Source organism: Streptomyces sp. NPDC028928 (assembly GCF_055564915.1).
In genome coordinates this window covers 89404-113225 of the sequence record NZ_JBVHVI010000003.1, presented here as the reverse complement: position 1 = coordinate 113225, position 23822 = coordinate 89404, and the positions used below count along the sequence as shown (strand labels likewise).

Annotated in this window: 22 protein-coding genes and 1 tRNA gene; 9 read left to right on the top strand and 14 right to left on the bottom strand. The window is 71.6% G+C overall.

Annotated elements, in window-relative coordinates; all coding sequences use genetic code 11:
- Window positions 1-53 precede the first annotated feature (53 nt).
- Window positions 54-1718 carry a diguanylate cyclase CdgB gene (cdgB, locus tag ACZ4U1_RS09570; RefSeq protein WP_467901637.1) on the bottom strand — a complete coding sequence of 555 codons (1665 nt, stop codon included), beginning with the start codon at window positions 1716-1718 and terminating at the stop codon, window positions 54-56.
- Between the two features lie 303 nt (window positions 1719-2021).
- Between cdgB and ACZ4U1_RS09565 the strand changes: the two genes are divergently transcribed.
- Window positions 2022-2594: a flavin reductase family protein gene (locus tag ACZ4U1_RS09565; protein WP_467901635.1), complete on the top strand. Its 573-nt coding sequence runs from the start codon at window positions 2022-2024 to the stop codon at window positions 2592-2594.
- Between the two features lie 239 nt (window positions 2595-2833).
- On the opposite strand, the gene ACZ4U1_RS09560 is transcribed toward ACZ4U1_RS09565, so the two are convergent.
- Both ACZ4U1_RS09560 and arfB read right to left on the bottom strand, forming a co-directional pair.
- Window positions 2834-3673, bottom strand: a complete 840-nt coding sequence (locus ACZ4U1_RS09560; protein WP_467901634.1) for a sigma-70 family RNA polymerase sigma factor — start codon at window positions 3671-3673, stop codon at window positions 2834-2836.
- A 151-nt stretch (window positions 3674-3824) separates the two neighbouring features.
- On the bottom strand, window positions 3825-4259 hold the full coding sequence (gene arfB, locus ACZ4U1_RS09555) for an alternative ribosome rescue aminoacyl-tRNA hydrolase ArfB (protein WP_467901633.1): 435 nt from the start codon (window positions 4257-4259) through the stop codon (window positions 3825-3827).
- A gap of 153 nt (window positions 4260-4412) precedes the next feature.
- Here arfB and ACZ4U1_RS09550 point away from each other — a divergent pair, with 153 nt between their 5' ends.
- The gene (locus tag ACZ4U1_RS09550; protein WP_467901632.1) at window positions 4413-4988 is read left to right on the top strand and encodes a TerD family protein; all 576 of its coding nucleotides are present in this window, start codon (window positions 4413-4415) and stop codon (window positions 4986-4988) included.
- A gap of 58 nt (window positions 4989-5046) precedes the next feature.
- Here ACZ4U1_RS09550 and ACZ4U1_RS09545 read toward each other — a convergent pair whose 3' ends face one another.
- Complete coding sequence (locus ACZ4U1_RS09545) at window positions 5047-5547, bottom strand: hypothetical protein (protein WP_467901631.1); 501 nt, start codon at window positions 5545-5547, stop codon at window positions 5047-5049.
- 113 nt (window positions 5548-5660) lie between these two features.
- On the opposite strand from ACZ4U1_RS09545, the gene ACZ4U1_RS09540 reads away from it, so the two are divergent.
- A complete protein-coding gene (locus tag ACZ4U1_RS09540; protein WP_467901629.1) occupies window positions 5661-7055 on the top strand; it encodes a M1 family metallopeptidase in 1395 nt (464 codons plus the stop codon).
- 40 nt (window positions 7056-7095) lie between these two features.
- On the opposite strand, the gene ACZ4U1_RS09535 is transcribed toward ACZ4U1_RS09540, so the two are convergent.
- The 3 genes from ACZ4U1_RS09535 to ACZ4U1_RS09525 form a co-directional block, all read right to left on the bottom strand.
- Window positions 7096-8655, bottom strand: coding sequence for a M4 family metallopeptidase (locus ACZ4U1_RS09535; protein ID WP_467902252.1), 1560 nt, complete (start codon window positions 8653-8655; stop codon window positions 7096-7098).
- Between the two features lie 391 nt (window positions 8656-9046).
- Window positions 9047-9628: a peptidoglycan-binding domain-containing protein gene (locus ACZ4U1_RS09530; RefSeq protein ID WP_467901628.1), complete on the bottom strand. Its 582-nt coding sequence runs from the start codon at window positions 9626-9628 to the stop codon at window positions 9047-9049.
- A gap of 94 nt (window positions 9629-9722) precedes the next feature.
- Complete coding sequence (locus tag ACZ4U1_RS09525) at window positions 9723-10418, bottom strand: pentapeptide repeat-containing protein (protein ID WP_467901626.1); 696 nt, start codon at window positions 10416-10418, stop codon at window positions 9723-9725.
- A 147-nt stretch (window positions 10419-10565) separates the two neighbouring features.
- Between ACZ4U1_RS09525 and ACZ4U1_RS09520 the strand changes: the two genes are divergently transcribed.
- Both ACZ4U1_RS09520 and ACZ4U1_RS09515 read left to right on the top strand, forming a co-directional pair.
- Entirely contained in the window at window positions 10566-11726 is a 1161-nt protein-coding gene (locus ACZ4U1_RS09520) for an FAD-dependent oxidoreductase (protein ID WP_467901625.1), read from the top strand.
- A 74-nt stretch (window positions 11727-11800) separates the two neighbouring features.
- A complete protein-coding gene (locus ACZ4U1_RS09515; protein WP_467901624.1) occupies window positions 11801-12772 on the top strand; it encodes a zinc-binding dehydrogenase in 972 nt (323 codons plus the stop codon).
- 6 nt (window positions 12773-12778) lie between these two features.
- On the opposite strand, the gene ACZ4U1_RS09510 is transcribed toward ACZ4U1_RS09515, so the two are convergent.
- The 3 genes from ACZ4U1_RS09510 to ACZ4U1_RS09500 are packed head-to-tail and all read right to left on the bottom strand — an operon-like array spanning window position 12779 to window position 15361.
- The gene (locus tag ACZ4U1_RS09510; protein ID WP_467901622.1) at window positions 12779-13258 is read right to left on the bottom strand and encodes a GNAT family N-acetyltransferase; all 480 of its coding nucleotides are present in this window, start codon (window positions 13256-13258) and stop codon (window positions 12779-12781) included.
- 32 nt (window positions 13259-13290) lie between these two features.
- Window positions 13291-14697: an NAD(P)/FAD-dependent oxidoreductase gene (locus ACZ4U1_RS09505; RefSeq protein ID WP_467901620.1), complete on the bottom strand. Its 1407-nt coding sequence runs from the start codon at window positions 14695-14697 to the stop codon at window positions 13291-13293.
- Between the two features lie 10 nt (window positions 14698-14707).
- Window positions 14708-15361: a rhomboid-like protein gene (locus ACZ4U1_RS09500; RefSeq protein ID WP_467901618.1), complete on the bottom strand. Its 654-nt coding sequence runs from the start codon at window positions 15359-15361 to the stop codon at window positions 14708-14710.
- 34 nt (window positions 15362-15395) lie between these two features.
- On the opposite strand from ACZ4U1_RS09500, the gene ACZ4U1_RS09495 reads away from it, so the two are divergent.
- Entirely contained in the window at window positions 15396-16277 is an 882-nt protein-coding gene (locus ACZ4U1_RS09495; protein WP_467901616.1) for an aminoglycoside phosphotransferase family protein, read from the top strand.
- A gap of 44 nt (window positions 16278-16321) precedes the next feature.
- Here ACZ4U1_RS09495 and ACZ4U1_RS09490 read toward each other — a convergent pair.
- A tRNA-Thr gene (locus ACZ4U1_RS09490) sits at window positions 16322-16395 on the bottom strand.
- Window positions 16396-16602: 207 nt separating this feature from the next.
- Between ACZ4U1_RS09490 and ACZ4U1_RS09485 the strand changes: the two genes are divergently transcribed.
- The 3 genes from ACZ4U1_RS09485 (at window position 16603) to ACZ4U1_RS09475 (ending at window position 19233) form a co-directional block, all read left to right on the top strand.
- Window positions 16603-17739 carry an ABC transporter ATP-binding protein gene (locus tag ACZ4U1_RS09485; protein ID WP_467901615.1) on the top strand — a complete coding sequence of 379 codons (1137 nt, stop codon included), beginning with the start codon at window positions 16603-16605 and terminating at the stop codon, window positions 17737-17739.
- 216 nt (window positions 17740-17955) lie between these two features.
- Window positions 17956-18417: a hypothetical protein gene (locus ACZ4U1_RS09480; protein WP_467901613.1), complete on the top strand. Its 462-nt coding sequence runs from the start codon at window positions 17956-17958 to the stop codon at window positions 18415-18417.
- 84 nt (window positions 18418-18501) lie between these two features.
- Window positions 18502-19233, top strand: a complete 732-nt coding sequence (locus ACZ4U1_RS09475) for a nucleotidyltransferase family protein (protein WP_467901611.1) — start codon at window positions 18502-18504, stop codon at window positions 19231-19233.
- An 83-nt stretch (window positions 19234-19316) separates the two neighbouring features.
- On the opposite strand, the gene ACZ4U1_RS09470 is transcribed toward ACZ4U1_RS09475, so the two are convergent.
- From ACZ4U1_RS09470 to cysS, 3 genes are all read right to left on the bottom strand, one after another.
- Complete coding sequence (locus ACZ4U1_RS09470) at window positions 19317-21005, bottom strand: DoxX family protein (RefSeq protein ID WP_467901610.1); 1689 nt, start codon at window positions 21003-21005, stop codon at window positions 19317-19319.
- A 149-nt stretch (window positions 21006-21154) separates the two neighbouring features.
- Window positions 21155-22096 carry a 23S rRNA (guanosine(2251)-2'-O)-methyltransferase RlmB gene (rlmB, locus tag ACZ4U1_RS09465; RefSeq protein ID WP_467901608.1) on the bottom strand — a complete coding sequence of 314 codons (942 nt, stop codon included), beginning with the start codon at window positions 22094-22096 and terminating at the stop codon, window positions 21155-21157.
- A 98-nt stretch (window positions 22097-22194) separates the two neighbouring features.
- Window positions 22195-23598 (bottom strand): cysteine--tRNA ligase, encoded by a 1404-nt coding sequence (cysS, locus tag ACZ4U1_RS09460; protein ID WP_467901607.1) that lies wholly within the window; start codon window positions 23596-23598, stop codon window positions 22195-22197.
- Window positions 23599-23822: the final 224 nt, after the last annotated feature.

Here is a 23822-nt window from a genome sequence, read left to right as displayed (position 1 = left end):
TCTCACTCGTCCAAACGGGTGACTGGGACCGCATCAACTCGCTGACCTGCGCTTCATCCGGCGCGGCGGTGCTGTTTGGGACGAGATCGTTTCTCTACGTACATCCGTTCGTCAGCGGATTTCAGCACCTCGTCCGCCGTCATCCCGCAGTGTGCCCAGCCGATGCCGAAGCTGGCGCCCACCCGGACGGCCCGGCCCTCGGCCCGGATCGGCTGGATGATCTCGTTGCGCAGCCGTACGGCGAGGTCCTGGGCGTCGGCCCGGCCGAGGCCGTCGGCGAGGATCACGAACTCGTCGCCGCCGAGCCGGGCGACCGTGTCGCCGTCCCGGACGCCGTTGCTCAGCCGCCGGGCGACCTCGATGAGCACGGCGTCGCCCGCGTTGTGCCCGAACCGGTCGTTGATCGACTTGAAGCCGTCGAGGTCGCAGAAGAGGACCGCGAGGCCCTTGGTGCCGTCGTCGCGGCCGTCCTCGGGGGCGACGGTGTGCACATGGTGGTCGTAGGCGTCGTACCCCTCCGTGCCCGGCGCGAAGTCGAAGCCGTGGCCGGCCGGAAGGTCGAAGACCGGGTGACTGTAGGCGGCGTCCAGGGAGTCCACGGAGTCCGGGCCGCCGGCGTGGGCGGGGCGCTGGCAGAGCCGGGCCGACAGGCGCGAGCGCAGCTCGGCGGAGTTGGGCAGGCCGGTCAGCGAGTCGTGGGAGGCGCGGTGGGCCAGCTGTAGCTCGCGCCGCTTGCGCTCCTCTATGTCCTCGACGTGGGTGAGGAGGAAGCGGGGGCCGTCGGCGGCGTCCGCGACGACGCTGTTGCGCAGGGACACCCACACGTAGGTGCCGTCGCGGCGGCCCAGGCGGAGTTCCGCGCGGCCGCCCTCCGCCGAGGTGCGCAGCAGGGTGCCGATGTCCTCGGGGTGGACGAGGTCGGCGAAGGAGTAGCGGCGCATCGCGGAGGCGGGGCGGCCGAGCAGCCGGCACAGGGCGTCGTTGGTGCGCAGGATGCGGCCGTGCTGGTCGCCGCCCATCTCGGCGATGGCCATGCCGGAGGGGGCGTACTCGAAGGCCTGCCGGAAGGATTCCTCGCTGGCGCGCAAGGCCTGCTGCTCGCGCTCCAGGCGGACCAGGGCGCGCTGCATGTTGGCGCGCAGGCGGGCGTTGCTGATCGCGATGGCGGCCTGGAAGGCGTACATCTGGAGGGCCTCGCGGCCCCAGGCGCCGGGTCGGCGGCCGTTGCGCGGCCGGTCGACGGATATGACGCCGAGCAGCTCTCCGCAGGCGCCGCCCTGTACGCCGGGGGTGTACATGGGGGCGAAAAGCCGGTCGGAGGGGTGCCACTCGTCCTCGAAGCGCGGCGCGGGCCCGTCGGTGTACCACTGAGGGACGTCGTCGTCGTCGAGGACCCAGCCCTCGGTGTGCGGTATGAAGACGAGGTCGCCCCAGCGTTCGCCCATGTTCAGCCGCCGCTCCCAGGACTCGCGGGAGCCGACCCGGCCGGTGATCAGGGCCTCGGCGGCGGAGTTGCCGGAGAAGGCGGCGACCACGAGATCGCCGTCCTGCCGTACCAGGTTCACCGCCGCCATCTCGTACCCGAGGGCGCCGACGACGCCGTCGGCGACGGTCTGCAGTGTGTCCGCCAGGCTGCGTGCCGTGTTCATGTCGGCCATGACCTGGTGCAGCTGTCGCAGGGACGCAAGACGGACATACGGCTCCGACTCGGTCTCCATGCTCGCCCCTCCCCCCGAGACCTCGCAGCGAATGAAGGGTTGTCCCGCCACTGAATCACAGCGCGCTGCCCACTCGGTACACAGGGTCAACAATTCCTGCCCCTTGTGACTCAAGTCACAGGAGAACGTGAACAATTGAGTAGAGTTTCTGCGTTTTGCCTGTGCGTTTACTGAACGCATGGCGTGCACGCGTGCCCACATCATGCACGCCTGAAGCATGCCCGTGTGCGCCCTTGGTCCTAGGACCCGGCTCAGGCGGAGGGCCGATGCGGCCGGCGCGCGGCGGAGACTAGCGTTTCCGGCGTGCTGAAGACTCCCTCCCCCACCGCCCCCCTGCCCACCGGGCATGCTGAGGGGGTGAGCAACGACGAGTTCCGGGCCGCGATGTCCCGGCTGGCCGCGGGCGTGGTCCTGGTCACCGCGCAGGAACCGCCGCTGGACCCGGACGACCCCGAGGCGCCGGGCATGGAGGACGTCGGCATGACCGCCACCGCCTTCCTGTCCGTCTCCCTCGACCCGCCGCTGGTGATGGTCAGCCTGCGCGAGGGCTCCCGCATGGACGACCTGCTGGACGAGCAGCCGCTGTGGGCGGTGTCGGTCCTCGCCGAGAGCCAGCGGCACATCGCGGGCCGCTTCGCGATGAAGGGCCGCATCAGCGACCGGCTGCTCTTCGAGGACATCCCCTACGCCCGCGGCGAGGCCACCGGCGCCCCGCTGGTCGGCGGCGCGCTGGCCACCCTGGAGTGCCGGACCGAGCAGCGGGTGACCGCCGGCGACCACACCCTCGTCATCGGCCGCGTCCTCACCGCGCGGGTGCCCAGCGCCGAGGGGGGCCCGCTGCTGTACTTCCGCGGCCGGTACCGGCAGCTGGGCTGAGCGCCCGCGACGGGTACCGGCGGCCGGGCCGAGCCGGGAAATGCCGTGGCGCGGGCGGGGCGCGCGTGCCCGCGGTGCGCGGATGAGCCCACGTCCGCAAGACGTCACCCCGCAGAACCTCGCCACCGCCGTCGGCATCCGCGTCCGCCCCGGCCACCGCGCCGCTCGGGGACTGTGGCGGCTGGACATCGCCGCCACAGTCCCCGAGGAGTTCCACCTCCGCCTGGGCCTGCTGTGGGCTAGACCTCCTCCAGCGTGAGGCCGGCCAGCCGGGACGCGTCGGTGATGATGTCGATCACCGAGATGCGGTCGGCGACGAAGGTGAAGGCCAGGACCCGCTCCGGGCGGCCGTCGGCGAACACGGCCAGGCCGGTCGCGCCGTCCACCAGCACCGGACGCGCGATGCGCGCCAGGTGGGCGAAGCTCGCCGCACCGGCGGCGACCCGGGCCGCACCGCTGTTCACGCCCGCCTCGGTACGGGCCACCACGTCCGGGTCGAGCACCGCGAGCAGCCCGTCGAAGTCACCGCCCCGCGCCGCGGCCAGGAACGCGTCGACCACCTCCCGCTGCCGGGCCAGGTCCGCCTCCGGCGCCTCCACGCCCCGCACCCGGCGCCGGGCCCGGCTGGCGAGCTGCCGGGCCGCGGGCGCGTTGCGCCCCAGGATGCGGCCGACCTCCTCGAACGGCACCCCGAACAAATCGTGCAGCACGAAGGCCAGCCGCTCGGCCGGCGAGAGCGTGTCCAGCACGACGAGCAGGGCCAGCCCGACGGAGTCGGCGAGCAGGGCGTTCTGCGCGGGGTCCGGCTCGGCGGACGGCGCGGGCTGCCAGCTCTCCAGGGGCTCCTCGCCCCGGGTGCGGCGGGAGCGCAGCATGTCGAGGCAGACCCGGCCGACGACGGTCGTCAGCCAGCCGCCGAGATTCTCCACCTCCCGGGTGTCGGACCGGCTCAGCCGGAACCACGCCTCCTGGACGGCGTCCTCCGCCTCGGCCGCGGAGCCGAGCATCCGGAAGGCGACGGCCCGCAGATGCCCCCGGTAGGCCTCGAACCGCTCGGCGAGAAAATCGTTGTCGGTCATGGGTGGCTCCGGCCTCTCCATCGTCGTTCCCGGTCGTCCTCAGTGCTGCCGCACCACCCTGACGAGTGCTGCCGCACCACCCCTGACGAACGGGAACCCGGAGTTGTGACAGGCGCCCCGCCCCCGGCCGGGCCCGGTCCCGCCCCGGCTGTCACCAGTCCCGTCCCGAACGGCCCCGCTTCGTCTCCGCGCGCTGCTTCTTCTCCCGCAGCCGGCGTTCGTTGATCCCCCGCGGGATGCGGGTCGGCTTGCGCGGCTTCGGCGGCGGCGCGCTGGCCTCGGCGAGGAGCGCGGCGAGGCGTACGGCGGCGGCCTCGCGGTTGCGCCACTGGGAGCGGTGCTCCGAGGCCCGTACGGACACCACCCCGTCCACGAGGCGGCCGGCCAGCCGCGTGAGCGCCCGCTCCTTCCACACGGGGGGCAGCGCCTCCGTGCGGGCGAGGTCGAAGCGCAGCTCCACCTGGGAGTCGCTGGTGTTGACGTGCTGTCCGCCGGGCCCCGACGACCTGGAGAAACGCCACATCAGCTCGGCCTCCGGGAGGGAGACGGAGCCACGGATGACATAGGGACCGGACATGCGGTCCATGTTCCCGGCTGTGTCCCGTCCGCGTCACTCGAATTTGGCGTGGGTAAAAAAGGTAAAGTGCGCCGGAACCTTGGGGAGCCCCTTCGACGTTCATACGGGTAGCTGTAGCTTCGACACGCACCGCGTACGCAACGAGGGAAGGACCCCCGAACCATGGCAGTAAGCCTGTCCAAGGGCGGAAACGTCTCGCTCACCAAGGAGGCTCCGGGCCTGACCGCCGTCACCGTGGGTCTCGGCTGGGACGTCCGCACCACCACCGGCACGGACTTCGACCTGGACGCCTCCGCGATCGCGGTGAACGGGCAGGGCAAGGTCTACTCGGACGCCCACTTCGTCTTCTTCAACAACAAGCAGACCCCGGACAACTCGATCGTCCACACCGGCGACAACCGCACCGGCGAGGGCGCGGGCGACGACGAGGCGATCAACGTCAACCTGTCCGCCCTCCCGGCCGACATCGACAAGATCGTCTTCCCGGTCTCCATCTACGACGCCGAGAACCGCGGCCAGAACTTCGGCCAGGTCCGCAACGCCTACATCCGCATCGTCAACCAGGCCGGCGGCGCCGAGATCGCGCGCTACGACCTGTCGGAGGACGCGGCCACCGAGACGGCCATGATCTTCGGCGAGCTGTACCGCAACGGCGCGGAGTGGAAGTTCCGCGCGGTGGGCCAGGGCTACGCCTCGGGCCTGGTGGGCATCGCCCAGGACTTCGGTGTGAACGTCTGAGCGACGAGCCGGCCGCGAAGGCCCCCGGCGCCCCGGGGGCCTTCCTCCACCGGCGTGGCTACGGGACCCGCGGGAAGCGGGCCTGGAGACTCCAGATCGCCGGGTTCTCCGCCAGGTCCTCGTGCAGGTCGGTGAGGTCCGCGAGCAGGTCGTGGAGGAAGTCCCGGGCCTCGCGGCGCAGTTCGGTGTGGGAGAAGGTCAGCGGGGACTCCTCGGCCGGCATCCAGTCGGCGGTGATGTCGACCCAGCCGAAGCGGCGCTCGAAGAGCATCCGGTCGGTGGACTCGGTGAAGTCCAGCTCCGCCCGCTGCGGCCGGGCCGCGCGGGAGCCCATCGGGTCCCGGTCCAGCCGTTCCACGATGTCGCACAGCGCCCACGCGAAGTCCAGCACCGGCACCCATCCCCAGGCTGTGGACAACTCCCGGTCGGTCTCGGTGTCCGCGAGATACACATCCCCGCAGAACAGGTCGTACCGCAGCGCGTGCACGTCCGCGTGGCGGTAGTCGGTCTGCGGAGGGTCCGGGAACCGGTTGGAGAGGGCGTAGCCGATGTCGAGCACGGGGGAGATGGTGTCACGCCCGCCCGCCGAACCCCGCCTTCGGTCCACCGGACGCCGGCCCCGGCCCGCCGAACCCCGCCCGCGGTGCACCCGGCCCGCCTAAGATCAATGACATGTCCAGATCCGTACGCCTTGTCCCGGCCCTCGCCGCCCTGCTCGCCCTCGTCCTCACGGCCACCGCGTGCGACGGCGGTGTGCGGGGCACCCCGGGCGGTTCCGGCGTGCGGGACCCGTACTTCCCGAAGGCCGGCAACGGCGGCTACGACGTCGGCCACTACGCCCTCACCCTGGACTACACCCCGGCCGGCCGCCGGCTCACCGGCACCGCGGTCATCACCGCCCGGGCCACCCGGGACCTGTCCGCCTTCGACCTCGACCTCGCCGGGCTGCACGTCGACTCGGTCCGCGTCGAGGGCAGGGACGCCCGCTGGAGCCGCACCGGCCAGGAACTCACCGTCCGCCCCCACGACGACCTCAGTAAGGGCGAGACCTTCCGCACCACCGTCCGCTACTCGGGCACCCCGCGCACCCTCACCGACTCCGACGACTCCGAGGAGGGCTGGCTGCCCACCGCCGACGGCGCCCTCGCCCTCGGCGAACCCGTCGGCTCCATGGCCTGGTTCCCCGGCAACCACCACCCCTCCGACAAGGCCGCCTACGACATCACGGTCACCGTCCCGAAGGGCCTGCAGGCCGTCTCCAACGGCGAGTTGCAGGAGCAGCGCACGCGGGGCGGCCGTACCTCCTACCACTGGCACACCGCCGAACCCATGGCGAGCTACGTCACCACCGTCGCCATCGGTCACTACGAGATCACCCGCGGCTCCGGCCCGCACGGCCTGCCCGTCGTCACCGCCGTCGACCCGGCCGAGGCCGAGGAGAGCGCCGACGTGCTCGCGAAGATCCCCGAGATACTCGACTGGGCGGAGACCAACTTCGGGCCGTACCCGTTCTCCTCGGCCGGCGTGATCGTCGACCGCCCCGGCGACGCCGGCTACGCCCTGGAGACCCAGAACCGCCCCGTCTTCCCCGCCGACCAGCTCGACACCTCGACCCTGGTGCACGAACTGGCCCACCAGTGGTACGGCGACTCGGTCACCCCCCGCTCCTGGCGGGACATGTGGCTGAACGAGGGCTTCGCGCAGTACGCGGAGTGGCTGTACAAGGAGGACCACGACGGGCCCACCGTCCAGCAGACCTTCACCCGCCTCTACGAGAGCGACCGCGAGGAGATCTGGGCGTTCCCGCCGGCGACACCGCCCAGCGCCGCGCACATCTCCGAGACCCCGGTCTACGACCGCGGCGCGATGGTCCTGCACAAGATCCGGCAGAAGGTCGGCGACGACACCTTCTACGACATCATCCAGGGCTGGGCCGCCGCCCACCGGCACGGCACCGCGAGCACCGCCGACTTCACGAAGTACGTGGAGGAGCAGGCCCCGGAGGAGGACTTCTCCGGGATCTGGAAGGACTGGCTGTACGGGGACGGCAAGCCGGACCACCCGTGACGACGGGCGGCCCGGCCGGCGTACTGCCCCGCGGACGGGGTTACTTGACGTTCACGGCCGTCCAGGCCGCCGCCACCGCCTTGTACTCCGCGCTGCCCGAGCCGTACAGGTCGGCCGCGGCCTGCAGGGTGCCGGTGCGGGCGCCCGCGTAGTCGGTGGACGAGGTGAAGTACGTGGTCAGCGCCTTGTACCAGATCTGCGCCGCCTTGTCCCGGCCGATGCCGGTGACCGTGGAGCCGTCGTAGGTCGGGGAGTTGTACGACACCCCGTTGACGGTCTTCGCGCCGCTGCCCTCGGACAGCAGGTAGAAGAAGTGGTTGGCGACACCGGAGGAGTAGTGCACGTCCAGGCGGCCGACGGTGCGCGACCAGTAGTCGGCGGAGGCGCCGTCCTTGCTGGGCTTGTCCATGTAGCGCAGCGGGGTGCCGTCGCCGTTGATGTCGATCTTCTCGCCGATGAGGTAGTCACCGGCGTCGGCGGAGTTGTTCGCGAAGAACTCCACCGAGGTGCCGAAGATATCCGACGTCGCCTCGTTCAGGCCGCCCGACTCCCGGCTGTACTTCAGGCCCGCGGTGGCCGCGGTCAGGCCGTGGCTCATCTCGTGCCCGGCCACGTCGAGCGAGGTCAGCGGGTCGGCGTTGTTCGCGCCGTCGCCGTACGTCATGCAGAAGCAGCTGTCGCTCCAGAACGCGTTGACGTAGGCGTTGCCGTAGTGGACGCGGGAGTAGGCGGCCTTGCCGTCGCCCGCGATGCCGTTGCGGTTGAACGCGGACTTGTAGAAGTCCCAGGTGACGGCGGCACCGTAGGCGGCGTCGACGGCGGCGGTCTGCCGGTTGTTCACGGTGCCGTCGCCCCAGACGTCGTCGGCGTCGTGGAAGAGGGTGCCGGTGCCGGTGGTGCCGCCGTTCAGGTCGTACGTCTTGTGGCCGCCGCGGCCGCCGTCGGTGAGGTCGTAGCCGCCGGAGGCGGCGGCGGTGGTGCCGAGCGGGACGGTGCCGCTGTACTGACTGGTGCCCGTGCCGGTGTCGACGGCCTCGAAGGAGTGCAGCCGCTTGCCGGTGCGCGCGTCCGTGATGACGTGCAGCTCGCTCGGGGTGCCGTCGTGCTGGACGCCCTTGACGACGGACTCGTAGGCGAGGACCGGGGTGCCGCCGGCGGCCCACACGACCTTGCGGGCGGTGGCGGCGGTGGCCTTCTCGGTGCCGGCGGCCTTGAGGGCGGTCTTCTCCGCGCTCGCCGCGGACACGGCCGCCGTCGTGCTCGGCACGGATATCCGGGCCTTGCTCGCCTTGCTGACGCCCTTGAGCGAGCCGTTCTTCGCGACGTGGGTGACCAGGTCGCCGCCGAGCACGGGCAGACCGGCGTACGTGCGCTCGTAGCGGGTGTGGACGGTGCCGTCCGCGTCCTTGACCACGTCCCGGACGACCAGCTTCTCCTTCGCGCCGAGCCCGAGTTCACGGGCCGCCGCACCGGCGTGCTCCTGGGCCGACTTCAGCGCGGCGGCACGGGCCGGGGCGCTGAGCGCCACCGCCTGGGCGCCGGAGGCGTGCGGTGCGGGGGCGGCGGTCGCGGCGCCGTTCTGCAGGGCGAGGACCACCATCGCCGCCGAGCCGACCAGGGCGGCGGCGCGCACGGCGGTCTTGCGGGGAGTGCGGGAGGCGCCGGTGACGTGGGGCTGCTGTCTCACTCGATCTCCTTCGGACTGGTCTCGTGGGGTGGAGACACAGATGGATCACAGGGGATGCACAGAGTTGCGGCGGGCGAGGAGAGAGTGACACCTGAACCCGCCCGTTTGACAGAGCGCCGTCAAGACTTTACGTGTTCGTATCCGAAAGCCGTGCTACGAAATCCGTTATGCGAACGCGGGGGTCTGACTCAACCCCCGTTAACCTCAGCGCAGTTGAGGCGTGAGACGTCACACCCCGCGCCGGACCCGCCCCCCGCCCGCACCGAGAGCCGGACCGGCGTCGCAGCGCAGGCGGGGGCGTGCGTCAGCTGCAGCTGCTGTCGTTCTTGTAGCTCGCGTAGTGCCAGACGTTCTTGTGGTAGAAGCGGTACTTGCCGCTCGCGGTCCGGTAGATGTCGAAGTAGTAGCGCGAACCGTGGTACCGCACCTTGTACTTGGTGGCGTCGGTCGATCCGGTGCTCCGGTACTCCAGCTCGCCCGCCCTGGTGGTGGGGTTCCACTTGTCATCGGCGGCGCCGAAGGTCTTGTTGCCGACCTTGCCGTCCTGCGTCAGGCCCCAGGCCTTCTGCAGCTGCTTGGTGGCGTACGCGGTGTTCGAGCCGAACTTGCCGTTGATGTCGTCCCAGTCGAACTGGGTGCCGTTGCTCTCCTTGACGCCCTCCGCGTACAGGATGATCTGCCACAGGCAGGTCGCGTTGCTGTCCTTGTGCGACGTGGTCGACAGCGTGCCCTCGTCGGCGAAGTCGTCGTAGAACGAGCCGCCGCCGTTGACATAGCCACTGGACGCGGACGCCGAGGCCGGCGAGGCGCTCACCGCGAGCGCGCCCGCGACGGCGGCGCTCACCGCGGCGGTGGCCAAACGGTTGCGGGTGATACGGAAGTTCATTCGGGTCCTTCCCCCGTAGAAGGCAGTTGGTGTGCTTACCCGATCATGATGACAGGGCCTCCGGCACAGTGGCCGCTCAGACCTCTCTCAGAACTCACCCCTCCACCCGGATCCCCAGCTCCGCCGCCAGCACCGGCGCCAGATCCAGCAGCTGTCCGGTACTGATCACCGCACCGGACAGCCGGTCCAGGCCCCGGGTGACCTCCAGCGGCTCGGCACCGCGCAGGTCCACGTCCTTCAGCGTGGCACCACCGAAGTCGGCCCCCTTCACCGCGCAGTCGGCGAACTCCACCCGCTCCAGCCGCGCCCCCGCGAAATCCGGCTCGACCAGCACACAGGACTCGAACACCACGTCCTTCAGCCGGGCCTCGCGGAGATTCAAGTAATCGATCTTTCCGCCCCGGACCACGACCCGCTCCAGCACGGCACCGTGCAGCTGGGTGCCGCCCAGACGCGCGTCGACCAGCTCCACATCACGGAACGTCGACTCGGCGAACTGCGTGCCGACACCGCGCAGTCCGGTCAGCACCGAGTCCAGCACCCGGGCCCGCCCCAGCGCCGTCCCGTCCACCGCGCACCCCGTCAGCGCACAGTCCATGAACCGGGCGCCCACACCGTCCTGCCCGCTCAGGTCCAGCTCCCGGAACTCCACCCCGTCATAGTCACCGTCCGGCTCCAACTCCCCCTGCGCCCACGGCTCCAGCGGAGGCAGCCGCACCTCCGGCCGCCGCGCGCCCTTCACCCCCGCCGCGTCCCGGCCCGTGCCCCTGCCCGTCGCTCGCCTCACCATGCCCCCATGCTGCACCCCACCACTGACAATCCCCCCGACCTGCGAAAACACCGGACACACACCGAGACGTACACCGGCATGTCACATCCGGCACCGCCCCCGCCGTCGTACCACCGGAACAGGTGAACCGACCCAGGGAGGCCCCATATGCACCACATCACCGTCATCGGCGGCGGCTTCGCCGGACTCACCGCCGCGATCACCGCCGCCGAGGCCGGCGCCAAGGTCACCGTGTACGAGGCCCACCACACCCTCGGCGGACGCGCCCGCACCGCGACCGGGCCCTACCGGACCAACGAAGGCCCCCACGCCCTCTACGCCGGCGGCCCCCACTGGACCTGGCTCAGCCGGCGCGACCTGATCGGCCCCCTCGCCCCCCTGCCACCCCTGGAAGCCGCCCGGCTGCGGCTGCGCCACCGCGGCGCACTGCGCCGCACCCCGCCCTTCCCCCTGCTCAAACTGCTCCGGCGCCGCATCGGCCCCGCCCCCGTCGACACCGACTTCCTCGACTGGGCGACCGGATTCGCCGGCGAGGAGGGCGCCCGGGCCGCCGCCCACTACGTCGCCGTCGCCCTCTTCCACCACGACCCGGGCAGCCTGTCCGCCGCCTTCGTCCAGGAACGCCTGCGCCGGGCCACCAAACTGCCCCCGGAGGCCCACTACCCCCGCGGCGGCTGGGGCACGGTCATCGACCGGATGGCCGCACGGGCCGCGCGACTGGGCGTGCGCATCGAGACCGGATCCCGGGTGGACGAGCTGCCGGAGAACACCCCGGTCGTCGTCGCCACCGCCCTGCCCGCCGCCGGACGACTGCTCCGCGACGACACACTGACCTGGCCCAGCGGCCGCACCGTCCTCCTCGACCTCGCCCTGCGCACCCGGCGCGGGGACCCCTTCGCCGTCTCCGACCTCGACGCGCCCGGCTGGATCGAGCGGTTCACCGCCCAGGACCCCTCCCTCGCCCCGGCCGGGGAACAACTCCTCCAGGGGCAGTTCCCGGTGGGCCCCGGCGACAGCCGCGCCGACGCCGTCACCCGCGCCGAGCAACTGCTCGACCTGAGCTTCCGGGACTGGCGGGAGCGGGTGACCTGGCGGCGCGAGGCCGTGTCGGACGGCCGTACCGGCGCCGTGGACCTGCCCGGCCGCACCTGGCGGGACCGGCCCGCCGTGGACCGCGGCGACGGGATCTACCTCGCGGGCGACCAGGTCGCGGCCCCGGGCGTGCTCTCGGAGGTCTCCTTCAACAGCGCGGTGACGGCGGTCTCCCTGATCCTCGGCCGGCCCGCCCTTGACATCAAGCGCGCTTGAGGTCGGAGGGTAGGGGGCGCCAAGAGCCGTACCGCAGCGCCCACTTCACCGCGCCGTCTCCCCGGGGGGATCCCATGCACGCCATCCGCCTCCACTCCTTTGGCCCCGCCGAGAACCTCACCTACGAGGAACTCCCGGACCCGGTCCCGGGCCCCGGCCAGGTACGGATCGCGGTCGCCGCCGCCGGGGTGCACCTGCTCGACGCGGCCCTGCGGGAAGGACACCAGGGCCCCCTGCCCGAACTGCCCGCCCTGCCCACCGTGCCCGGCCGGGAGGTCGCCGGAGTCGTGGACGCACTCGGCGACGGCGTGGACGGACTCTGGCTCGGCAGGCGGGTCGTGGCCCATCTGGGCTACAACCCCGGCGGCTACGCCGAACGCGCCGTCACCGAGGCCGAACGCCTCCACGACATCCCGGAGAACCTGGACGCCGCCGCGGCCGTCGCCATGATCGGCACCGGCCGTACGGCCCTCGGCATCGTCCAGTTCGCCGAGCCCGGACCGGACGACGTCGTGGTCGTACCGGCCGCGGCCGGCGGCATCGGCACCCTGCTCGTGCAGCACGCCAAGAACGCCGGGGCGCACGTGATCGGCCTCGCCGGCGGACCGGAGAAAACCGCCCGCGTCCGGGCGAACGGCGCCGACCTCGCCGTCGACTACACCGACCCCGACTGGCCCGCCAAGGTCCGCGCCCACCTCGGCGGCCGACCCGCCACCATCGTCTACGACGGCGTCGGCGGAACCATCGCCCGCGACACCGTCGCCCTGCTCGCCCCCGGCGGCCGCCACCTGGTCTTCGGCTGGTCGGCGGAAGGCATCGCCCAGGGCGAGGCCTACCTCATCGAGGGCCTCTCCCAGTCCGTACTCGGCCCGGCGATGCTCCAGAAGGCCGGCGGCCTGCGCGCACTGGAACTACGCGCCCTCAGCGAAGCCGCCCAGGGCCGGCTCCGCCCGGCCGTCACCCGCTACCCCCTCGCGGAAGCGGCCGCCGCCCACCGGGCACTGGAGCAGCGCCGCACCATCGGCAAGGTGGTCCTGGAACCCTGACCGGACTCAGCGACCCGACCCCAGCGCCGCCAGCGCCTCATCCGTGAGCCGGTACACCGTCCACTCGTCCTGCGGCCGGGCGCCCAGCGCCTCGTAGAAACCGATCGCCGGCCGGTTCCAGTTCAGCACCGACCACTCCAACCGCTCATACCCCCGCTCCCCACAGATCCGCGCCAGCTCGGCCAGCAACGCCCGCCCGTGCCCACCCCCGCGCGCCGACGGCCGCACATACAGATCCTCCAGATAGATCCCGTGCACCCCACGCCACGTCGAGAAGTTCAGAAACCACAACGCGAACCCGACCGGCTCCCCGCTCCCCTCATCCACAGCCATGTGCGCGAACGCGGCCGGCCGCTCCCCGAACAGCGCCTCCCGCAACTGCTCCTCACTGGCCCGCACCTCCTCCGACGCCTTCTCGTACTCGGCCAGTTCACGGATCAGGGCGTGGATGACGGGGATGTCGGCGGGGGTCGCGGTACGGATCATGGGGGGAGGGTAACCGGACCACCGGCCGTGTCTCAGTGCCGTCCCGCGATCCGGTCCGCCACCCTCGCCAGCCGGGAGGACTCCGTGCCCGGCTGGAGACGTTCGCGCTGGTCGGCGGTGCGGTAGGTGGCGTACATGCCCTGGACGCCCAGCCAGCGGAAAGGTTCCGGCTCCCACTTGCGGACCTTGTGGTTCACCCACGGCAGGTCCGTCAGCTCCGTCCGGCCACCCTGCCCGGAGTCCTGCTGGACCAGGTCGCGCAGTGTGCGGGCGGCCAGGTTGGCGGTGGCGACACCGGAACCGACGTAGCCGCCGGCCCAGCCCAGACCCGTGGAACGGTCGAGAGTCACCGTGGCACACCAGTCACGCGGCACACCGAGCACACCCGACCAGGCATGCTCGACCCGGACACCCGCCAGGGACGGGAAGAAGCGGGTCAGGATCTCCCGCAGGGCCTCGACCGTCGCCGCTTGCGTCCGGCCGTCGTTGTCGGTGCGCGAACCGAACCGGTACGGCACCCCGCGCCCGCCGAGCGCGATCCGGCCGTCCGCCGTGCGCTGCGCGTACATGTACGCGTGCGCCATGTCGCCCAGGGTCTCCCGGCCCGCCCAGCCGATCCCCGCCCACTGCTCCTCGGACAGCGGCTCCGTCGCGATCATCGAGGAGTTCATCGGCAGCCACGTCCGCCGCTGGCCCTTCAGCGAGGCCGTGAAGCCCTCGGTACAGCGCAGGACGTAGGGCGCGCGGACGGTGCCGTAAGGAGTGACCGCGTGCTTGGGGCGGATCTCCGTCACCGGCGTCGACTCGTGGATCGTCACCCCGAGCGCCTCCACGACCGCCGCGAGGCCCTTCACCAGCTTCACCGGGTGCAACCGGGCACCGTGCGGGGTCCAGGCCGAGCCGACCGCGTCCGCGATCCGGATCCGCTCCGCCGTCTCCCGCGCGCCGTACAGCTCCCGGTCCTTCTCGCCGTACGACAGCTCGTGCTCATGGAACGCCTTCAGCCGCGCCAGCTGCGCCGGGGTCGTGGCCACCTCCAGGACACCGCCCCTGTGCACGTCGGCGTCGATGCCCTCCGCCTCGGCGACCGTGATCACCTCGGCCACCGTGTCGTTCATCGCCCGCTGCAACCGAACGGCGGCCTCATGACCGTGCAGCTTCGCGTACCGGTCCCGGCCCGCGATCCCGTTGTACAGCCAGCCGCCGTTACGGCCCGAGGCGCCGTACCCGCAGAACTTCTGCTCCAGGACGGTGATACGGAGGAAAGGCGCGGCCTTCTTCAGGTAGTACGCCGTCCACAGCCCCGTGTAGCCGCCGCCCACGATCACCACGTCGGCCGACGCGTCCCCGGACAGCGGCTCCCGTACCGCCGGAAGACCGTCGTCCGCGTACCAGAAGGAGATCCCGCCGTTCACGACACTGCTCGCCGAGCTGCTCATGGCCGGGACGTTAACCCCTGAGCCCGGCCAGTGTCTCCTTCGGATTCCATGCTTTTCCCCGGCCCCTGACCAGCGGATAGCAGGCCAGACCGATCAGCACGGCGAGGAAGTGACCGAAATCGGTGAACGTCGGCCCCATGGCCAGCGGCAGCCCGAACACGACCAGCACCACCAGCAGGTACACGTATCGCCACGGCACCGCGATCCCGTACCCCAGCACCGCGATCACCCCGGCCAACGCGTAACTCACCCCGATGTCCACCGTGTCGACCGCCGTATGCGGGGCCACACCCCGGCGGATCGCCTCCAGCAGCACCCCCTCACTGATCAGCGACGCCAGGACATGCGCCAACGCGCAGACCGCCAGCCAGCGCGCCGTCCCCAGCCACCGCTCCGCCGGCGCGTGGAACACCGTGTACAGCACGGCGTACGGCACCCAGTGGCCGCTCTCGATCCACATCGCACTCGCCACCAGCGCCCGCACCGGGTTCCGGGACAGCTCATGGAGGTTCGTCGACCGCCGCCGCAGGAAATGCTCCTCGAACTCCGGCGGCATGTGGTGCAACGCCACCGTCGTGACGAACAGGATCACCAGCCACACACAGGTGCCGGGAGCACTGCGGACATACGCCCGCACCCCGCTCAGGCCCCGGAAAATTCGCATGAGCCGATTCACGCACGCCACTAACGTCCGATTCATGATTGACATCCCCGGTGAGCTGGCGGAGGCCCAGGAGACCTACAACGGCGCGGCGGGACGCGCCTTCATCGCCGCGCTCCCGGACCTCGCGGCCGGCTTCCTGGACCGCTGGCGGCTCACACTCGACGGGCCCTCCATGAACGGCGTCAGCGCCCTCGTCCTCCCCGTCGTCCGCACCGACGGCCTCCGCGCCGTCCTCAAGCTCCAGCTGCTGGACGAGGAGAGCGAAGGCGAACCCGTCGCACTGCGCGTCTGGAACGGCGACGGCGCCGTACGACTCCTCGAGCACGACCCGGCCACCGGCACCATGCTCCTGGAACGCCTGGACGAGTCCCGGATGCTCGCCGGCCTCCCCGACACCCGCGAGGCCGTCCTCGTCATCGCCCGGCTCCTGGCCCACCTGACGTCCTTCCCCGCCCCGCCCGGCCTGCGCCGCCTCGGCGACATCGCCGAGGCCATGCTGGAACAGACCCCGCGGGCCCTGCGGCGCATCCCCGACCCCGAGGTCCGCCGGACCGTCGCCGACTGCGCCGCCGCCGTACGCGAGGTCGTCACCGAACCCGGCGACCGACTCCTCCACTGGGACCTGCACGACGAGAACGTCCTCGCCGCCGGCCGCGCCGACTGGCTCGCCATCGACCCCAAGCCGCTGGCCGGCGACCCCGGCTTCGAACTGTGGCCCGCCCTGGACAACCGCTACGACCCGGCCGAGGTCCGCTGGCGCTTCGACGCCATGACCGACGTCCTCGGCCTGGACCGGGACCGGGCCCGCGCCTGGACCCTCGGCCGGCTCCTCCAGAACGCCCTGTGGGACGTGGAGGACGGCCGTCCCATCGAGCCGCGGCAGCTGGAGATCGCCCGCCTGCTGACTGCTGGCTGACATGAGAAAGCCCAGGTGGGAACGGGTCCCGCCTGGGCTGATCGAGCCCCCTGTCGGATTCGAACCGACGACCTTCGCTTTACAAGAGCGGCGCTCTGACCAGCTGAGCTAAGGAGGCGCGCACCTGGGTGCTCGTGCAGTGTACCCAGGTCTGGGTGCCGCCCCGTCGAAAATTTCCGCGAAGTTCACAAGGGCCCGGGTACTGACAGAGCCGGTGAACGCCAGGTACCGTCCTGATCCAGTTCACTCCGGTGGACTACGCCAACCACCTTCCTACAACGGATCGTCCGGCACGTTCCTGCCGGTAGAAGGGGGCCCATTCACCATGGCCACTGTCACGTTCGACAAGGCGACCCGGATCTACCCGGGTTCGACCAAGCCCGCCGTCGACCAGCTCGACATCGCGATCGAGGACGGCGAGTTCCTCGTCCTGGTCGGCCCGTCCGGTTGCGGAAAGTCCACCTCCCTGCGGATGCTCGCGGGCCTGGAGGACGTCAACGGCGGCGCCATCCGCATCGGTGACCGCGATGTCACGCACCTGCCGCCGAAGGACCGGGACATCGCCATGGTGTTCCAGAACTACGCCCTGTACCCGCACATGACGGTCGCCGACAACATGGGCTTCGCGCTCAAGATCGCCGGCGTCAACAAGGCGGAGATCCGGCAGAAGGTCGAGGAGGCCGCGAAGATCCTCGACCTCACCGAGTACCTGGACCGCAAGCCGAAGGCGCTCTCCGGCGGTCAGCGCCAGCGTGTCGCCATGGGCCGTGCGATCGTGCGTGAGCCGCAGGTCTTCCTGATGGACGAGCCGCTGTCCAACCTGGACGCCAAGCTCCGTGTCTCCACCCGTACGCAGATCGCGTCCCTGCAGCGCCGTCTCGGCATCACCACCGTCTACGTCACCCACGACCAGGTCGAGGCCATGACGATGGGCGACCGGGTGGCGGTCCTCAAGGACGGTCTGCTGCAGCAGGTGGACTCGCCGCGGAACATGTACGACAAGCCCGCGAACCTCTTCGTCGCCGGCTTCATCGGCTCCCCTGCCATGAACCTGGTCGAGGTGCCGATCACCGACGGCGGTGTGAAGTTCGGCAACAGCGTCGTCCCGGTCAACCGGGAGGCCCTGACGGCCGCCGCCGACAAGGGTGACCGCACGGTCACCGTGGGCGTGCGTCCCGAGCACTTCGACGTGGTCGAGCACAACAGCACGGTCGCGGCCTCGCTGTCCAAGGACTCCGCGGACGCCCCGGCCGGCCTCGCCGTCTCCGTGAACGTCGTCGAGGAGCTGGGCGCCGACGGTTACGTGTACGGCACCGCGGAGGTCGGCGGCGAGGTCAAGGACCTGGTCGTCCGGGTGAACGGCCGGCAGGTGCCGGAGAAGGGCTCCACGCTGCACGTCGTGCCGCGGCCGGGCGAGACCCACGTGTTCTCCACGTCCACCGGCGAGCGGCTGTCCGACTGACGGCCCGCGGCATCGGAAGGGCCCCGCGCGCTCGGCGTGCGGGGCCCTTCCCGTGATCTCGTCGTCGGATCTCGTTTTTGATCTCGTTTTTGATCTCGCTGTGGATCTTGTCGTCGGGTGCTTCGTCAACCCGTTACCCGGAAATCGACGCCTTCTCATCCCCCATAAGAGTGACTCAATGTCTCCAAATCATCACTGGGCGCTACCCTCACACGCGTGAAGCACTCCACCACCCCACAGACGCGACGCGGCCACCGGGGCGGCCCTGCCCGCCGGATCGGCCGCACTCTCGCCCTCGTCCTGCCCGTCGTCCTGGTGCTCTCCGGGACCCTCGCGGTCACCCGGGTCAACTGGACGGGCAGCCCGTCCAGCTCGGTGCTGGCCGCCTCCGACGTCTCGGTGGCGGAAGCCCCCGTCAGGAGGGTCTCCCACGCCCCGCAGGACGTGCTCCGCGACCGGCTGATGACCGAGCTGCAGAGCAGGAACCCGGGGGTGGCCCTCACCCACCTCCAGCAGGCCGTCAACGGCCACCCCGCGCTGGCCCGGCACTGCTCCTCCATCGCCCGCGCCCTCGGCCGGGCCGCGGTGCGCATCTACGGCGCCTCGCGCGCGCAGTCGTACGCCCGCCCGGTGTGCGACACGTCCTTCGCCTCGGGCGTCCTGGCCGCGCACAGCTGAGTTCCGGTGGGAAGTCGGTAACGGCTCCTCAAGAAGGGCGTTGCCGCCGACCCGCCGTGGTGGGGCGCCACGTACAGTGCGGTCATGACCCATCCGAACGCCGCGTCGCGCCCCACTCAAGCCGTGGTCCTGGCCGGTGGCCAGGGCTCACGGCTGCGTCCGTACACCGATGACCGGCCGAAGCCGATGGTCGAGATCCCCGGTACGGGCACTCCGATCATCGGCCACCAGCTCACCTGGCTCGCCGAGGAAGGCGTGACGGACGTGGTGGTCTCCTGCGGCCACCTCGCCGACGTCCTCCAGAAGTGGCTGGACTCGGCCGACCTTCCCGTCTCCGTCACCACGGTCGTGGAGACCGAGCCCCTCGGCCGCGGGGGTGGCCTGCGGTACGCCGCGGCACGTCTGCCGCACCCCGACCGGCCCTGGTACGCCACGAACGGGGACATCTGGACGCGGTTCTCGCTGCGGGACATGGCCGACTTCCACACCGAGCGGGACGCGGTGGCCACCCTGGCGCTGGCTCGTCCGCGGATTCCGTGGGGTGCGGTGAGGACCGACGGGTTCGGGCACATCACCGACTTCATCGAGGCGCCGCCGTCGACGTTCGAGATCAATGCCGGTGTCTATGTGTTCTCGCCGGAGTTCGCTTCCCTGCTGCCCGAGCGGGGGGATCACGAGCGGACGACGTTCCCGCGGCTGGCGCGGGAGAAGAAGCTGGCCGGGTTCCCCATTCCGCAGGGGGCGTACTGGCGGGCCATCGACACGGCCAAGGATCTGACGGAGGCGGCCAAGGAACTCGCTGCTCTGGGGCGGTAGCCGCAGACGGAAGAGGGGCCCTGTACCGAGGGAGGTACAGGGCCCCTCTGTTGTCTTGTTCCGTCCGGTTCCGTCCTGTTCCGTCAGCCCAGCAGGCCGCCCACCAGGCCCGGCTGGCCGGTGGAGGTGCTGCTGCCGCCCGAGGACGTGCTGCCGCCCGTGGTCGAGCCGCTGGTGCTCGTGCCGCCGCCCGTGGTCGTCGGGCCCGCTGTCGTGCTGGGGGCTCCACCGCCCGTGGGGGAGGTCTGGCGGGGCGGAACCTGGCCCGTGGTGCCCTGGGTCTGGGTGGGGGTCGTGGTGGTGGCGCCGGTGGTGCTGCGGCTCGTGCCCGGGGTCGTCGCCGGGCCGGAGGGGCTCGCGCCGGCGGTGGCGCCGCCCGTCGGGGAGGTGGAGGCCGGCGGGGTGGTCCGGTGCCGCTTGCCGGGCTCCTCCGGGAGGGGGGAGCCGGGGAGCTGGTTGCGGGGGGCCTCGCCGGGGCCGGGGACGACCACACGGCTGGAGTCGCGGACCGCGCCGCCCAGCAGGGAGCCGATGAGCAGAGTCAGGCCGACCGTGACGACGGTGACCAGGGCGCCGCGGCGCAGGACGTAGCGGCGCAGTTCCCAGATGTCGGCGCGAGGGCCGAGCCGGCGCCAGGCGCTGCCGGCGAGGCGGCCGTCCACGGAGTAGACGGGGGCGCCGGCGATGATCAGGGGCGACCAGGCGGCGAGGTAGATGATGTCCGGGGCGTCGTAGGCGGGGACGGTCTTCCAGCTGACGGTGACGATCAGGGCGGCGGAGAGCGCCGCGCCGACCACGGCGGTGACGCGCTGCCAGCAGCCCAGGATGGTCAGGACGCCGACGACGACCTGGAGGAAGGCGATGACCAGGCCGGAGCCGACCGGGTGGTGCAGGGCGAACTGGCGCAGCGGCTCGGCGACGTCCCAGGGGTGCAGGGTGTTGAGCCACTTGACCATGGAGCCGCGTTTGCCGCCGTCGAAGTAGACGGGGTCGCACAGCTTGCCCATGCCGGCGTAGAGGGAGATGAAGCCGAGGAAGATGCGCAGCGGGAGGAGGACGACGCCGAGGTTGAGCCGGCGGCCGGGGTAGTAGGCGTGCCGGGCGGGGTCGTCGCCCTGGCGCCTGGCGGGGCCCGGGTGGTCGGGGTCGGTGTCGAGGTCGGCCGGGTCGTCGTAGCCGTCGTAACCGTCGTAGGTGTCGTACGGCTCGTGGCCGGTGTCGGGGTGGGGCGGGTCGTCGTAGGCGCCGGTGACCGTGCGCATGTGCGGCAGGAGGCGGGTGCCGTCGGCGTCGGGGGCGGTGCGCTGGTGGCCGACGACGGGGGTCTCGACGGTCTGGTCGAGGGCGTCGTAGGTGTCGGCGTAGCCCGTCTGGACGCGCGGGATGACCTGGGTGGCGCCGGCCTCGGGCTCGTCGGCGTGGCGGACGCTGCTGCCCCGCACGGCCTGGAGGAGCCGGTGGGCGCCGGTGTCGTCGGGGGCGGACTTGCCGCTCCACACGACGGGGCGGCGGCGGCCGGTGGCGCCGGCCCGGCCCGCCGTGCCCACGACGGGCATCCGGGCGGTGTCCTGGCCGGCGCTCAGGTGCCGGGCGATGCGCGGGGATTGGGTCCGACTCGCCGCCGCGCCCAGCTGTACGCGGAAGCTGGCGTGGTTGACGATGACCTGCGCCGGATCGCTCGGCACCTTCACCATGCTCAGCGCGGGAGCGTCGTCGTATCCCGACGAGCGGTCCCCCGTGGGTGTGCGGGGTGTTCTGGTGTCCACACTCATCTAACCGAGTGACGTGGCGTTAGGACACTGCTTTGACCGGCCGGATGTGTCCGGACTCCGTCAAAGCCGTCCCGAACGCCCCATGGACGCGCGAATGCCCCCGCAGGGGTGAGGTTCCGGACGGGTGTTCAGCCCGTCCGGACCGTTGTTCAGCTCCGCCTGCGCGACGCCTCGTACAGCACGATGCCCGCCGCGACACCGGCGTTGAGCGACTCGGCGCCGCCCGGCATCGGGATGCGGACGCGGAAGTCGCAGGTTTCGCCGACGAGGCGGGACAGGCCCTTGCCCTCGCTGCCGACGACGATGGCGACCGGGCCTTCCAGGGCTTCCAGGTCGCCGAGTTCGGCCTCGCCGTCCGCCGCGAGACCGACCACGGTGAGGCCGGCCTTCTTGTAGGCCTCCAGGGTCCGGGTCAGGTTGGTGGCGCGGGCGACCGGGGTGCGGGCGGCCGTACCGGCGGAGGTCTTCCAGGCGCCGGCGGTCATGCCGGCCGAGCGGCGCTCGGGCACGACCACGCCGTGGCCGCCGAACGCGGAGACGGAGCGGACGACGGCGCCGAGGTTGCGCGGGTCGGTGACCCCGTCCAGGGCGACGACCAGCGGATCCTCGCCCTCCTCGGCGGCGGCGTCGAGCAGGTCCTCCGGGTGCGCGTACTCGTACGGCGGGACCTGGAGGACGAGCCCCTGGTGGTTGAGGCCGTTCGTCATGCGGTCCAGCTCGGGGCGCGGGGCCTCCATGAGGTTGATGCCGCCACGCTCGGCGGCGAGCTGGAGGGCCTCGCGGACGCGCTCGTCGTTGTCGATGAACTGCTGGACGTAGAGGGTGGAGGCGGGGACGCCCTCGCGCAGGGCCTCGACGACCGGGTTACGGCCGACGACCAGCTCGGAGGCGGACTTGCCGCCGCGGCCCCGGGCCACGGGGCGGCGCACGGCCTGCTTCGCCTTCGCGTTGGCGATGCGGTTCTTCTTGTGGCCCTTGCGCATCTCGGCCGGCGGGGTCGGCCCCCGGCCCTCCAGCCCCTTGCGCCGCTGGCCGCCACTGCCGACCTGCGCGCCCTTCTTGCCGGACATGCGACGGTTGTTCGCGGCCATGACCTACCTGTCTTCGTGATGCGTGCGGATACGTACGTCTATGCAGTGTGCCGCCCGGGAGGCCGGGCGGCACAATCGATCACCGGATCGAAGAGGGATCAGCGCGCGCCGAGGCTCCAGCGCGGGCCCTGCGGGCTGTCCTCGATGACCAGCCCGGACTCCTTGAGCTGGTCGCGGATGGCGTCGGCGGTGGCCCAGTCCTTGCGGGCGCGGGCGGACTCGCGCTGGTCGAGGACGAGGCGTACGAGGCTGTCGACCACGCCGTTCAGGTCCTCGCTGCGGTCGCCGGACTCGCCGGCCCAGTGCGGGTCGAGCGGGTCGAGGCCGAGGACGCCGAGCATGGCGCGCACCTCGGCGAGCCGGGCGACGGCGGCCTCCTTGTCGTCGGCGGCCAGTGCGCTGTTGCCCTGCCGGACGGTGGTGTGCACGACGGCGAGGGCCTGCGGGACGCCCAGGTCGTCGTCCATCGCCTCGGCGAAGGCGGGCGGGACCTCGTCGGACGGCTCGACCGTCTTGCCGACCAGCTCGGTGACGCGCTGGACGAAGCCCTCGATCCGCGCGAACGCGGACTCGGCCTCGCGCAGCGCCTCCTCGCTGTACTCGATCATCGAGCGGTAGTGCGGGGTGCCCAGGTAGTAGCGCAGTACGACGGGGCGCCACTGCTTGACCATCTCGCTGACCAGGACGCTGTTGCCGAGCGACTTGGACATCTTGTCGCCGGCCATGGTGACCCAGGCGTTGTGCACCCAGTACCGGGCGAAGTCGTCGCCGTAGGCCTTGGCCTGGGCGATCTCGTTCTCGTGGTGCGGGAAGATCAGGTCCAGGCCGCCGCCGTGGATGTCGAAGACGCTGCCCAGGTACTTGTGGGCCATCGCCGAGCACTCAAGGTGCCAGCCGGGACGGCCGGGGCCCCACGGGGTGGGCCAGGACGGCTCGCCCGGCTTGGCGGACTTCCACATGGCGAAGTCGCGCGGGTCCCGCTTGCCGGTCTCGCCGGTGCCCGAGGGCTGCTGGAGGTTGTCCAGCTCCTGCCGCGACAGCTGGAGGTAGCCGGGGAAGGAGCGCACGTCGAAGTAGACGTTGCCGTCGGCCTCGTAGGCGTGCCCGCGTTCGATGAGGCCCTGCATCATCTCGACCATCTCGGTGATGTGGCCGGTGGCGCGGGGCTCGTAGGTCGGCGGGAGGCAGCCGAGGGCGGCGTAGCCCTCGTTGAACGCGCGCTCGTTCTCGTACCCGATCGACCACCACGGGCGGTTCTGCTCGTGGCTCTTGGTGATGATCTTGTCGTCGATGTCGGTGACGTTGCGGATGAACGTCACCTGGTAGCCGCGGTACTCGAACCAGCGGCGCATGATGTCGAAGTTCAGGCCGGAGCGGATGTGGCCGATATGGGGTGCGGCCTGCACGGTGGCGCCACACAGGTAGATCGAGACACAGCCCGGCTTGACCGGGGTGAAGTCACGGATCTGCCGGGCGCTGGTGTCGTACAGGCGAATCGTCACCACTCCAGAGTAGTGGGCGTGACAGAGTGCCTCACGCCCTTCCCCGCAATGCCGGGCCTCAGAGGCGCCCGAGGCCCCCCGGCGCTCTCACAACCGCCCGACAACCTTCCGCGGCCGGATGCGGACGACCACACGCTCGGCGTCCTGGGCGGCTGCGGGGTTACCCCATCCGACAGCGGGCTCCGCCCGCGGGCCGCGCAGTCCTCGCCCGTGCACCTCCGGCT

What these genes read in the sequence shown, in the direction of transcription:
- ACZ4U1_RS09560 (WP_467901634.1), bottom strand. Translation starts at nt 3,673, where the DNA reads ATGACCGACAACGATTTTCTCGCCGAGCGGTTCGAGGCCTACCGGGGG.
- ACZ4U1_RS09530 (WP_467901628.1), bottom strand. Translation starts at nt 9,628, where the DNA reads ATGAACTTCCGTATCACCCGCAACCGTTTGGCCACCGCCGCGGTGAGC.
- ACZ4U1_RS09535 (WP_467902252.1), bottom strand. Translation starts at nt 8,655, where the DNA reads ATGGTGGTCCTCGCCCTGCAGAACGGCGCCGCGACCGCCGCCCCCGCA.
- ACZ4U1_RS09520 (WP_467901625.1), top strand. Translation starts at nt 10,566, where the DNA reads ATGCACCACATCACCGTCATCGGCGGCGGCTTCGCCGGACTCACCGCC.
- cdgB (WP_467901637.1), bottom strand. Translation starts at nt 1,718, where the DNA reads ATGGAGACCGAGTCGGAGCCGTATGTCCGTCTTGCGTCCCTGCGACAG.
- ACZ4U1_RS09495 (WP_467901616.1), top strand. Translation starts at nt 15,396, where the DNA reads ATGATTGACATCCCCGGTGAGCTGGCGGAGGCCCAGGAGACCTACAAC.
- ACZ4U1_RS09470 (WP_467901610.1), bottom strand. Translation starts at nt 21,005, where the DNA reads ATGAGTGTGGACACCAGAACACCCCGCACACCCACGGGGGACCGCTCG.
- ACZ4U1_RS09505 (WP_467901620.1), bottom strand. Translation starts at nt 14,697, where the DNA reads ATGAGCAGCTCGGCGAGCAGTGTCGTGAACGGCGGGATCTCCTTCTGG.
- rlmB (WP_467901608.1), bottom strand. Translation starts at nt 22,096, where the DNA reads ATGGCCGCGAACAACCGTCGCATGTCCGGCAAGAAGGGCGCGCAGGTC.
- ACZ4U1_RS09485 (WP_467901615.1), top strand. Translation starts at nt 16,603, where the DNA reads ATGGCCACTGTCACGTTCGACAAGGCGACCCGGATCTACCCGGGTTCG.
- ACZ4U1_RS09510 (WP_467901622.1), bottom strand. Translation starts at nt 13,258, where the DNA reads ATGATCCGTACCGCGACCCCCGCCGACATCCCCGTCATCCACGCCCTG.
- ACZ4U1_RS09550 (WP_467901632.1), top strand. Translation starts at nt 4,413, where the DNA reads ATGGCAGTAAGCCTGTCCAAGGGCGGAAACGTCTCGCTCACCAAGGAG.
- ACZ4U1_RS09475 (WP_467901611.1), top strand. Translation starts at nt 18,502, where the DNA reads ATGACCCATCCGAACGCCGCGTCGCGCCCCACTCAAGCCGTGGTCCTG.
- ACZ4U1_RS09525 (WP_467901626.1), bottom strand. Translation starts at nt 10,418, where the DNA reads ATGGTGAGGCGAGCGACGGGCAGGGGCACGGGCCGGGACGCGGCGGGG.
- ACZ4U1_RS09515 (WP_467901624.1), top strand. Translation starts at nt 11,801, where the DNA reads ATGCACGCCATCCGCCTCCACTCCTTTGGCCCCGCCGAGAACCTCACC.
- ACZ4U1_RS09540 (WP_467901629.1), top strand. Translation starts at nt 5,661, where the DNA reads ATGTCCAGATCCGTACGCCTTGTCCCGGCCCTCGCCGCCCTGCTCGCC.
- ACZ4U1_RS09500 (WP_467901618.1), bottom strand. Translation starts at nt 15,361, where the DNA reads ATGCGAATTTTCCGGGGCCTGAGCGGGGTGCGGGCGTATGTCCGCAGT.
- arfB (WP_467901633.1), bottom strand. Translation starts at nt 4,259, where the DNA reads ATGGACCGCATGTCCGGTCCCTATGTCATCCGTGGCTCCGTCTCCCTC.